Origin of the sequence: Stenotrophomonas sp. OVS01A, from assembly GCF_019969775.1 — a bacterium.
Lineage (GTDB): Bacteria > Pseudomonadota > Gammaproteobacteria > Xanthomonadales > Xanthomonadaceae > Stenotrophomonas > Stenotrophomonas indicatrix.
In genome coordinates this window covers 428430-439051 of record NZ_JAHXYV010000002.1, presented here as the reverse complement: position 1 = coordinate 439051, position 10622 = coordinate 428430, and the positions used below count along the sequence as shown (strand labels likewise).

The following is a 10622-nucleotide window of genomic DNA, read 5'->3' as shown; positions in this document are numbered from 1 at the left end:
AATGCCCTGCCCCGCCTGGGATCACGGCGCAGCGTTGCGGCGCGATGCGCTGCCGAACATCTCCAGCAGCTGCTGCGAGCGTTCCTTGGCAGCCTTCTCCGGCGAGGCGCGCGGCCGCACCAGCAGGAAGTCCTCGGCCGTGGTCGCGTTGCCATGCACCTGGGCCAGCACACTGGTCAGCTGCGCAAGCATCCCCTGCAGTGGCTGATCCATCGGTTCCAGCCGTGCGAACGCGTACATCTCCGAGAGCTGGCGGGACGTCACTCCCGCCAACAGGTGGTCCGGATGCGGGAGGCCCAGCCTCCACGCGATCCGGAACTGAAGCCGGCGCTCAGGCCGGCGGATCAGTTTTTTTCCAGCTCTCCCACGGCCGCATCGCCGAGCGCATTGAGCGTCTGCGCGACACGGAACACGCGATCCAGCGCCGCCGCCGATTTCGCGCCCAGCTGGGCCACCTCATGGTCGGAGAACAGGCGCCCCCCCATTTCATCGACCAGGCACAGGCCGACGAAGCGCGCACGGAAGTCATCCACCTTGGGCGTATCACCGCCGTAGGTCTCCTGCTCCCAGCGGTCACGGTCGCTGGCCGACATCATCGCCACACGCACATTGCCGCCCCATTCGGGCACGGCGATGTCTTCGTGGCGGCGATCCTGTGCGTCCAGGATCTGCTGCTTGCCCAGCAGCATCACGGGGTGCCGCCGGCAGCAGCGGTGACGATGGCGAACTCACGCGGCAACAGATCGGCGGTGAAGGTCAGCACCTGGTTGGTACCTGGGGCGACGTTGAAGGCTGCGACCTTGGCCACGAAGGTGGCGGCATCGCCGGTGGGCAGCACCATCAGGAAATGCAGGTCGGCATCCGGATCGGCGTCACGCAGGATTTCCTGGCCCGCCGAGCTGCCCACCGGCCAGCGATGGCCGGACACCTGTACGGCCTGGCCGCCGGACAGACCCGCGATGTTCTCCATCTGCTTCGAACGCAGGTTGGTGGCGTCGAGGGTGTTGGCTTGGCCGCGGCCAAACGGGAAGGCGGTCAGGCCGTCGATTTCGGTATAGCCTGCCGGATTGTTCGGCGCGGTCGGGGCGGTGCCGGTCTTCACGTACAGCGCGGAGTCCTGGGCGGAAATGGCTTGATTGATGGACATGGTGTTGAATCTCCTGGAAATGAAAAAGCCGCCTTGCGGCGGCTGGGTTTCGGGGTTGTCAGGCTCGGGTCGGCCTGGATGTCTTCGTCGCGGTTGGCCCGGCACAGCCGCCTGTTTCCACGTCGCCCTCGGGCAACGCGCAGACAACAAAAAAGCCCCCGGCTCGCGCCGGAGGCTTGTATGTCATCGTGGCTGAAAGCTTAGGCTTCGGGTGTGCACCGGTCAATACGGAAACCGGTACCTGCACCGCCTTGGGAAACCACAGCCAGCCCCACCATAGCCGCCCGATGCAGCACAGCCGCTGACATCGCGCTAACCCTCACAACGTCGACAATACCGTTCTGTTCCCTGCAACGAGGTACACCCCGATGTCCGAATGGATCATCCTGGATACGCATTACGGCCCGGTCCGCGCCTGGCAGGCACTGCCCGAGGGCAAACCCCGCGGCGCGCTGGTGGTGGTGCAGGAGATCTTCGGCGCCAACCCGCATATCCGCGGCGTCGCCGAACGGTTCGCGGCCCAGGGCTACGCCGTGTTGGCGCCGTCGTTCTTCGACCTGGTCGACGGCCCCGAGGCCGACCCGGATGCCCTGCCCTACAGCCCCGAGGGCGTGAAGGATGGGCTGGCACGGGTCACCGCGCTGGGCATGGAAAAGGCACTGGAAGTGGTCCGCGCCGCGGCAACCCGGCTGGCCCCGCACGGCAAGGTCGGCACGGTTGGGTACTGCTGGGGTGGCAGCGTCGCCCTGCTGTCCGCGCTGCGCCTGGGCCTGCCCTCGGTGAGCTACTACGGCGCGCGCAACGTGCAGTTCCTGGACGAGACGCCGAAGGCCCCGGTGATGTTCCACTTCGGCGCGCAGGACAAGAGCATCCCGCCGGAGGCGATCCAGGCACACCGTGAGAAGCTGCCGCAGATGGCGACCTACGTCTATCCGGCCGACCATGCCTTCAACCGCGAGGTCGGACATGCGTATGATCCAGACAGCGCCGCCCTGGCGCTGCAACGCACCCTGGACTTCTTCTCGGAGCATCTTGGATGAGCGATTTCGAACTCGATTCACGCCTGGCCACCGATAGCGTACTGGTGGCCGAAGGCCCGTTGTCGCAAGTGCGACTGATGAACGACGAACGATTCCCCTGGCTGGTCCTGGTGCCGCGTCTGGCCGGGGTGACCGAGTGGATCGAGCTGGACGGCGAGCAGCAGGACAAGCTGCGCACCGAGCTCAACCGCGCCTGCAAGGCCCTGCACGGTTCGGACGGGGTGGAGAAGATCAACATCGGCGCGCTGGGCAACATCGTGCGCCAGCTGCATTTCCACGTGATCGGCCGCCACGACGGCGATCCGGCGTGGCCGGGACCGGTCTGGGGCAGTGGCCCGGCGCACCGCTATGAGCCGGCCGCGCTGGACCAGCATGTCGCCTACTGGAAGGAACGGCTAGGATATCCAGCCCATTCCTGAGCCAGTGCCGACCCGATGCGATTCAATATCGTCGCCGCCATCCTGCTGATCCTGATCGGCCTGTTCATGCTGGCCAGCAACCTGGGCTGGACCAACCTGAACCTGTCGCGCCTGCTGTTGACCTGGTGGCCGCTCGGCCTGGTGGCCGTAGGCATCGCGATCCTGTTCGGTCGCGGCAAATAAGGTAGCGCCGGGCCATGCCCGGCGAACGCAGCGCGCGGACCCACAAACGGAAACGCCGGGCATGGCCCGGCGCTACCGATACGCGCTGACGCAAGCTGTCAGGTGCGCGGCAGGGTCACGCCGGTCTGGCCCTGGTACTTGCCGCCGCGGTCCTTGTACGAGGTCTCGCACACTTCATCGGACTGGAAGAACAGCATCTGCGCCACGCCTTCGTTGGCGTAGATGCGCGCCGGCAGCGGCGTGGTGTTGCTGAATTCCAGGGTCACGTGGCCTTCCCACTCCGGCTCCAGCGGGGTCACGTTGACGATGATGCCGCAGCGCGCGTAGGTGCTCTTGCCCAGGCACACCACCAGGGTGTCGCGCGGAATGCGGAAATACTCGACCGTGCGTGCCAGCGCGAAGCTGTTCGGCGGAATGATGCACTCGTCACCGACGATATCGACGAAGCTGCCCGGATCGAAATGCTTGGGGTCCACGATCGTCGAGTTGATGTTGGTGAACACCTTGAACTCGCGCGAGCAGCGCACGTCGTAGCCGTAGCTGGAAGTGCCGTAGCTGACGATGCGCTCGCCGTTGGCCTGCTTGACCTGCCCGGCCTCATACGGCTCGATCATGCCGTGCTGTTCGGACATCCGGCGGATCCAACGGTCACTCTTGATGCTCATGCTCTGTCCTGGGTGCGAGGGGGCACGAGGATTCTAGCAGGGGGCCGGGCGTCGCCGCCGCAGCCCCCAGCGGGCCCTTACAGCAGCGAGGACAGGATCGGGATCGAAGCGCGCGGGCGCTTGCCCACTTCCTCGACCAGACGCTGGGCGGCACGGTGGTAGGCCTGGGCCGCCGCCGATTCCGGCTGCGCGGCGGTGATCGGGGTACCGGCATCGCCCTGCTCGCGGATGCCGATCTGCAGCGGCAGCGACCCCAGCAGCGGCACGCCGTACTGCGCCGCCATGCGCTCGCCACCACCTTCGCCGAACAGGTGCTCCACATGCCCGCAGTTGCTGCAGGTATGCACGGCCATGTTTTCGACCACGCCCAGCACCGGCACCTCGACCTTCTCGAACATCTTCAGCGCCTTCTTCGCATCCAGCGTAGCGATGTCCTGCGGCGTGGTGACGATCACCGCGCCGGCCAGCGGGATCTTCTGCACCAGGGTCAGCTGGATGTCGCCGGTGCCCGGCGGCAGATCGATCAGCAGATAGTCCAGGTCGTCCCACAGCGTGTCTTCGAACAGCTGGGTCAACGCCGCCGTCGCGCGCGGTGCGCGCATGATCAGCGGCGTTTCGTCCTCGACCAGATAACCGATCGACATGGTGTCCACGCCGAAGGCCCGCATCGGCTCGATGCTCTTGTTGTCCGGGCTTTCCGGGCGACCGGACAGGCCGAGCATCGCCGGCACGCTGGGGCCGTAGATATCGGCATCAAGCACGCCTACGCGCGCCCCCAGCTGCTGCAGTGCGACGGCCAGGTTGACCGCCGTGGTCGACTTGCCCACGCCACCCTTTCCCGAGCCCACCGCGATCACGTTGCGGATGCGCGCATGCGGCGCCAGTCCCTTCTGCACCTGGCTGGCATGCGGACGACGGGAAGAACTGTTCACTGCGGGCTCCGGGTGAATCGACAAGAAGAACCCAACATCATACTAGCTGGACGTACGCTGACTGAAATTCAGGATTGCTACAGATTCGTGCACAGATTGTTAAGTTCATGTTACGTTCGCTAAGCACTGGTTTTGGGCTGCGTTGCTGGATCTACGGCACGCACGATGGCGCATGCGCAGTGCCGTACTCGTATTTGCTCTCTGAACGGAACTACATGAAAGACCTTCGCAATTCTGCACGTCGCAACACCCTCGCTGTCGCCTTGATCTCCGCCCTGGTTGCCGCCTCGCCGGCAATGGCCCAGGACAAGGCCACCAATCTGGACAAGATCACCGTCACCGGCTCGCTGATCCCGCAGACCCAGGTCGAGACCCAGACCCCGGTCATGACCATCAGCGCTGAAGCCATCCAGTCGCGCGGCTTCAACAGCGTCGCCGAGGTGCTGCAGCAGTCCTCGCTGACCACCGGCGGCATCCAGGGCGGCCAGACCTCCGCTTCGTTCACCCAGGGCGCTGAAGCCGCTGGCATGTTCGGCCTGAATCCGGGTTACACCAAGTACCTGATCAACGGCCGCCCGATGATGTCCTACCCGGCGCTGTACAACGGCGGCGACGCGTTCAACAACATCAGCGGCATTCCGATCGACATCGTCGAGCGCATCGAAGTCCTGCCGGGTGGCCAGTCCTCCCTGTACGGTTCGGATGCGATCGCCGGCGTGGTCAACATCATCCTGAAGGACCACATGGAAGGCGGCAGCCTGTCCGTGCGTGGCGGCACTTCCACTGAAGGCGGCGGCAGCAGCTTCCGCGTCAGCGGTGCACACGGCTTCTCGGCACTGGACGACCGCTTCAATGCACTGGTCAACGTACAGATCGAAAGCAGCAACCCGATCTGGGGCTACCAGCGTGACCTGACCAAGCAGAACAACGCGAACGGCTACACCGCGCAGCTGCCGTCGAACGACTTCGCCGTCATCGACGCCAAGACCAATGCGCTGTACATGATGGACCCGAGCAACTGCGCCAACGTTGCCGGCCAGTTCGACGGCACCACCGTGCTGGCGAACCGCCCGACGGGCCAGTCCTGCGGCTCGGTCTTCGGCGCCGGCTACAAGACCCTGAAGAACGGCAAGGACAGCGGCCAGTTCTACTCGTCGATGACCTTCGACGTGAACGACAACTTCCAGCTGTTCGCCGACGTGCTGTACAGCAAGGAAAAGACCGAATACACCTCGGGCTCGAACTACCTCTGGTGGGGCACCAAGAGCACCATGGGTGGCTTCTATGACCAGGCCTCCGGCAAGCTGGTCAACCTGCAGCGCGCGTTCGCTCCGGAAGACATCGGCGGCGAAGGCTACAAGGGCATCCTGAACAACGACAAGAGCCGTGCCTACCAGGTCACCCTGGGCGGCAAGGGTGCGGTCGGCAACTGGGACTACAGCCTGAGCTTCACCCGTGGCGAATACCGCCTGGATGAGAGCAAGTTCCAGCGCTTCGGCAATGCCATCAACAGCTACTTCGCCGACAAGGTGCTGGGCCCACAGCTGGGCACCCAGGATGGCTTCGGCATCTACAACACCAACTGGGGCGCGTTCTACTCGCCGATCTCGCCGGAAGATTTCGCTGGCTTCACCGGTTACACCACCAACCACAGCCGCACCTGGCAGAACCTGGCACGCGCGCAGGTCACCAACGGCTCGCTGTTCTCGCTGCCGGGCGGTGATGCCGGCCTGGCCGTGGTCGTCGAAGGCGGCAGCGAAGGTTGGGACTACAGCCCCGACCAGCGCCTGCTGGACGGCGACGTGTGGGGCTCGTCGGCTGTTGCCGGCAACGGCCATCGCAGCAACTACGCGGTGACCAGCGAGCTGCGCATGCCGCTGCTGGAGTCGCTGACGGTGACCGCTTCCGGTCGCTATGACGCCTTCAAGATCGCCGACAACACCGTCGACAAGGCCACCTACAGCGTGGGTGTCGAGTTCCGTCCGATCGAAAGCCTGCTGTTCCGCGGCAAGTACGGCACCGCCTTCCGCGCGCCGACCCTGCCCGACGCGTTCCAGGGCCGCAGCGGCTATTACGCTGCCAACTCCACCGACTACTACCGTTGCGGTGAGCTGGGCTACGTGCCGGGCAACACCGACGCCTGCCGCTACGCAGACAGCGTCTCGGTCTACTCCGAGCGTGCCGGCAACCCGGACCTGGAGCCGATCACCGCCGACGTCTGGAACGCGGGCATCGTCTGGGCGCCGATGGCGAACCTGTCGATCTCGGCCGACTACTACAACTGGAAGATCGAGAACGAAGTCGACACGGCCAGCACCGACCAGCTGCTGCTGGCCGAGTACTACTGCCGCAACGGCCTGCCGAACGGCTCCTCGGCCACCTGCCAGAACGTGGCTGACTGGGTCGTGCGCGATTCGGCCGGCAACCTGAGCTCGCTGTACACCCCGAAGATGAACGTGGCCCGCCAGAACCTGCAGGCCGTGACCGTCGGCTTCAAGTACCTGCAGGACATCGGCCGCTTCGGTTCGCTGCAGTTCTCGGGCAACTACACCAACATGCTGAAGCGTGAAGTGCAGGCGCAGCCGGGCGAGGACTTCCAGGACCTGCTGGGCAACCCGAAGTCGATGTGGAACTACGACAGCTACGCCAAGGTCCGTTCCGACGCGTCGGTGGCCTGGTCGCTGGACAAGTGGACCACCACGCTGTACGCGAACTACATCGGCCACACCCCGAACTACCTGGCGGGCCTGAACGGCTACGAGTACACCCATGGTGCGTCGGGTTACAAGGCAGGCAAGTGGGCTTCGTACACCACTTACAACCTGAGCGTGAACTACCGCGTGCAGGATGACCTGACCCTGTCGCTGATGGTCAACAACGTGTTCAACAAGATGCCCGAGCAGCAGGCTCACAGCTACCAGGGCACCTCCGGCACGCCGTTCAACAACTACCTGTACAACGTCTACGGCCGCACCGTGTACGTGCAGGCCAAGTACGACTTCGGCAAGTAATCCCGTCGATTTCCGGGTTTGATTCCGGACCAGGCCCCGCTTCGGCGGGGCCTTTTTTTTGGCGAGGCATGTGCGGCGATCGCCGCGGGAACATCTCGATTGTTAAATATCCGAGCATTTACTGGATATTCATTAAGCCAAACTCGGCAAATTCGTACCAATATTGCAATCAATTGTTTTTAAAGAAATTTTTATTAACTCCCAACGAGCCATTGCGAGAGCGCGACAAGCCCGCGAAAAACAAGTTAAGCGTGTGTTACGTTCGAAAAACGCCGCCTTTCTGCGTCCACCGGCTGCTGAACCATCCATGAGTTCCCAGGAAAGGGAAAACGCGTTTCTCACGACCACACGGAGTACCGCATGTCTCGCAATGGCTTCCCGCGTCACCCGCTCACCCGCGCCGTCCTCAGCGGCCTGATCCTGGCCAGCAGCAGCGCGATCGCGCTCGCCCAGGACAACACTCCCACCGATCTTGGACGCGTGACCGTCACCGGCTCACTGATCCCGCAGACGCAGATCGAGAACCACACGCCGGTCCTGACCGTCACCGCTGAGGACATCCAGACCCGTGGCTTCACCAGCGTTGCCGAGGTGCTGCAGCAGAACTCGCTGACCACCGGCGGCCTGCAGGGCGGCCAGACCTCCGCTTCGTTCACCCAGGGCGCCGAAGCCTCGGGCATGTTCGGTCTCAGCCCGAGCTACACCAAGTACCTGATCAACGGACGGCCGATGCTGTCCTACCCTGCCCTCTACAACGGCAGCGATACCTTCAACAACCTCAGCGGCATCCCGATCGACATCGTCGAGCGCATCGAGATCCTGCCCGGCGGCCAGTCGTCGCTGTACGGCTCGGATGCAATCGCCGGCGTGGTCAACATCATCCTCAAGGACCGCATGGACGGCGGCGTGCTGAACGTGCGCGGCGGCGCCTACACCGAGGGTGGCGGCAACGATTTCCGCGTCAGCGGCGCGCATGGCTTCAACGCCTTTGATGACCGCTTCCACGCACTGGTCAACGTGCAGTACGAGAAGAGCAGCCCGATCTGGGGTTACCAGCGTGATCTGACCAAGCAGAACAACACCCGGGGCTATACGCCGCAGGTTCCGACCAACGACTTCCTGGTCTACCTGCCGGACCAGCAGAACGCCTACGTGATGATGGACCCGAGCCGCTGCGCCAACGTGGCCGGCCAGTTCGGCGGCACCACCGTGCTGGGCACCCGTGCCACCGGCGAATCCTGCGGTTCACCCTTCAGTGCCGGCTACAAGACGCTGAAGAACGGCAAGGAAAGCAGCCAGATCTATTCGTCGATGTCCTTTGACGTCAACGACAACTTCCAGCTGTTCGCAGACGCGCTCTACAGCCTGGAAGAAGTGCAGTACAACTCGGGTTCGGGCTACGCCTTCTGGGGCAGCGATGTCGGCTTCGGTGCGTTCGTCGACCAGGCCAGTGGCGAATACATGAACCTGCAGCGCGCGTTCGCGCCGGAGGACATCAGCCCGGCCGGCTACCGCGACACCATGAGCACCGATCGCAACAAGGCCTACCAGATCACTCTGGGCGGGCGCGGCAACGTCGGCAACTGGGATTACAGCGCCAGCTTCAGCCGTGGCGAGTACAAGCTGACCGAGCGCAGCTTCGCGCGCTGGGCCAATGAGATCGACAGCTACTTCGAAGACCGCGTGCTGGGTCCGGTGCTGGGCGTCACCGACGACGGCTACAACATCTACAACCCGAACTGGGGCGCGTTCTATTCGCCGCTGCCGGCCGGCGATTTCCAGACCTTCACCGGCTTCACCTACAACAAGAGCCGCACCTGGCAGAACCTGGGACGCGCGCAGATCACCAATGGTTCGCTGTTCAAGCTGCCCGGTGGCGATGCGGGCCTGGCAGTGGTGGCCGAAGCGGGCAGCGAAGGCTGGTCCTATACCCCCGACCAGCGCCTGCTTGATGGCAGCGTCTGGGGCACCACGTCGGTGGCCGGCGCCGGCCATCGCAGCAACTACGCGCTGACCAGCGAACTGCGCATGCCGTTGCTGGAGTCGTTGACCGTGACCGCCTCGGGTCGCTACGACGCATTCAAGATCGCCGACAAGACCGTCGACAAATCGACCTACAGCATCGGTGTGGAATTCCGTCCCATTGAAAGCCTGCTGTTCCGCGGCAAGTACGGCACCGCCTTCCGCGCGCCCAGCCTGTCCGATGCCTTCCAGGGCCGCAGCGGGTACTACGCCAACGGCTCGGTCGACTACTACCGCTGTGGCCAGCTCGGCTTCAACCCGAGCGACACGGTTGGCTGCCCGTATGCCAACGAATCAGTGTTCGGTGAGCAGTCCGGCAACCCCGAGCTGGAAGCGATCACCGCCGACGTCTGGAACGCCGGCATCGTGTGGGCGCCCATCAACAACCTCTCGCTGTCGGTGGACTACTACAACTGGAAGATCAAGAACGAGGTCAACACCCTCAGTTCCGACCAGTTGCTGCTGGCCGAGTACTACTGCCGCAACGGCCAGACCAACAACACCTCGGCCAGCTGCCAGAACGTGAGCGACTGGATCACCCGCGATGGCACCGGCAAGCTGGAGCAGATCTACACGCCGAAGATGAACATCGCCAGCCAGAACCTGCAGGCGGTCACGGCCAGCTTCAAGTACGTGCAGGACATCGGCCGCTTCGGTGCGCTGCAGTTCTCCAGCAACTACACCAACATGATCAAGCGCGAACTGCAGCCGCAGCCGGGCGACGAGTACCTGGACCTGCTGCGCGACCCGTACGCGATGTGGAACTACGACCAGTACGCCAAGGTGCGTGCCGACGGTGCGGTGGGCTGGGCGAAGGACAAGTGGACCACCACCGTATACTTCAACTACATCGGCAAGACGCCCAACCGCATGGCGTACCTGGGCAAGGGCTACGACTACGTGCATCCGTCTGGTTACGAGGCCGGCAAGTGGGGCTCGTACACCACCTACAACCTGAGCGTGAATTACCAGGCGATGGACAACCTGACGCTGTCGATGATGGTCAACAACGTGTTCAACAAGATGCCTGACGGCCAGGCCCACAGCTACGCCGGCAACATCGGCGCACCGTACAACAGCAGCATCTACAACCCTTACGGCCGTGCCGTGTACGTGCAGGCCAAGTACGAGTTCGGCGGGAAGTAAGCGCCGCGCCCGCACTGCCCGGAAAGGCCCCGCTTCGGCGGGGCCTTTTTCATGCCC

At 64.0% G+C, this 10622-nt stretch carries 10 protein-coding genes; 5 read left to right on the top strand and 5 right to left on the bottom strand.

The genetic code is table 11. The features are described 5' to 3' along the window. Window positions 1-21 precede the first annotated feature (21 nt). From LC407_RS10780 to LC407_RS10770, 3 genes are all read right to left on the bottom strand, one after another. Complete coding sequence (locus LC407_RS10780; protein ID WP_223482814.1) at window positions 22-213, bottom strand: hypothetical protein; 192 nt, start codon at window positions 211-213, stop codon at window positions 22-24. 131 nt (window positions 214-344) lie between these two features. Then, window positions 345-689, bottom strand: a complete 345-nt coding sequence (locus tag LC407_RS10775) for a phage tail assembly chaperone (protein WP_223482813.1) — start codon at window positions 687-689, stop codon at window positions 345-347. Then, window positions 689-1147 carry a phage tail protein gene (locus LC407_RS10770; protein WP_223482812.1) on the bottom strand — a complete coding sequence of 153 codons (459 nt, stop codon included), beginning with the start codon at window positions 1145-1147 and terminating at the stop codon, window positions 689-691. The genes LC407_RS10775 and LC407_RS10770 overlap by 1 nt, the downstream gene beginning before the upstream one ends. 368 nt (window positions 1148-1515) lie before the next feature. On the opposite strand from LC407_RS10770, the gene LC407_RS10765 reads away from it, so the two are divergent. From LC407_RS10765 to LC407_RS10755, 3 genes are read left to right on the top strand one after another with little or no spacing between them, the layout of a single operon-like run. Continuing rightward, on the top strand, window positions 1516-2187 hold the full coding sequence (locus LC407_RS10765) for a dienelactone hydrolase family protein (RefSeq protein ID WP_223482811.1): 672 nt from the start codon (window positions 1516-1518) through the stop codon (window positions 2185-2187). Continuing rightward, window positions 2184-2606, top strand: a complete 423-nt coding sequence (locus tag LC407_RS10760; RefSeq protein ID WP_032975033.1) for an HIT family protein — start codon at window positions 2184-2186, stop codon at window positions 2604-2606. Before LC407_RS10765 ends, LC407_RS10760 begins: the two co-directional genes overlap by 4 nt. Before the next feature lie 15 nt (window positions 2607-2621). After that, window positions 2622-2789 (top strand): DUF5668 domain-containing protein, encoded by a 168-nt coding sequence (locus LC407_RS10755; RefSeq protein WP_025876120.1) that lies wholly within the window; start codon window positions 2622-2624, stop codon window positions 2787-2789. Between the two features lie 98 nt (window positions 2790-2887). On the opposite strand, the gene dcd is transcribed toward LC407_RS10755, so the two are convergent. After that, window positions 2888-3454, bottom strand: a complete 567-nt coding sequence (dcd, locus tag LC407_RS10750) for a dCTP deaminase (RefSeq protein WP_025876117.1) — start codon at window positions 3452-3454, stop codon at window positions 2888-2890. Window positions 3455-3531: 77 nt separating this feature from the next. Further along, window positions 3532-4386 (bottom strand): iron-sulfur cluster carrier protein ApbC, encoded by an 855-nt coding sequence (apbC, locus tag LC407_RS10745; protein ID WP_025876115.1) that lies wholly within the window; start codon window positions 4384-4386, stop codon window positions 3532-3534. Between the two features lie 215 nt (window positions 4387-4601). Between apbC and LC407_RS10740 the strand changes: the two genes are divergently transcribed. After that, window positions 4602-7397 carry a TonB-dependent receptor gene (locus LC407_RS10740; protein WP_025876113.1) on the top strand — a complete coding sequence of 932 codons (2796 nt, stop codon included), beginning with the start codon at window positions 4602-4604 and terminating at the stop codon, window positions 7395-7397. A 360-nt stretch (window positions 7398-7757) separates the two neighbouring features. Further along, on the top strand, window positions 7758-10565 hold the full coding sequence (locus LC407_RS10735) for a TonB-dependent receptor (RefSeq protein ID WP_025876111.1): 2808 nt from the start codon (window positions 7758-7760) through the stop codon (window positions 10563-10565). Window positions 10566-10622 lie beyond the last annotated feature (57 nt).

Bases quoted from the DNA above. Each gene is read 5' to 3' on its own strand.
- LC407_RS10780 (WP_223482814.1), bottom strand. From the start codon at position 213: ATGGATCAGCCACTGCAGGGGATGCTTGCGCAGCTGACCAGTGTGCTG.
- LC407_RS10775 (WP_223482813.1), bottom strand. From the start codon at position 689: ATGCTGCTGGGCAAGCAGCAGATCCTGGACGCACAGGATCGCCGCCAC.
- LC407_RS10770 (WP_223482812.1), bottom strand. From the start codon at position 1,147: ATGTCCATCAATCAAGCCATTTCCGCCCAGGACTCCGCGCTGTACGTG.
- LC407_RS10765 (WP_223482811.1), top strand. From the start codon at position 1,516: ATGTCCGAATGGATCATCCTGGATACGCATTACGGCCCGGTCCGCGCC.
- LC407_RS10760 (WP_032975033.1), top strand. From the start codon at position 2,184: ATGAGCGATTTCGAACTCGATTCACGCCTGGCCACCGATAGCGTACTG.
- LC407_RS10755 (WP_025876120.1), top strand. From the start codon at position 2,622: ATGCGATTCAATATCGTCGCCGCCATCCTGCTGATCCTGATCGGCCTG.
- dcd (WP_025876117.1), bottom strand. From the start codon at position 3,454: ATGAGCATCAAGAGTGACCGTTGGATCCGCCGGATGTCCGAACAGCAC.
- LC407_RS10740 (WP_025876113.1), top strand. From the start codon at position 4,602: ATGAAAGACCTTCGCAATTCTGCACGTCGCAACACCCTCGCTGTCGCC.
- LC407_RS10735 (WP_025876111.1), top strand. From the start codon at position 7,758: ATGTCTCGCAATGGCTTCCCGCGTCACCCGCTCACCCGCGCCGTCCTC.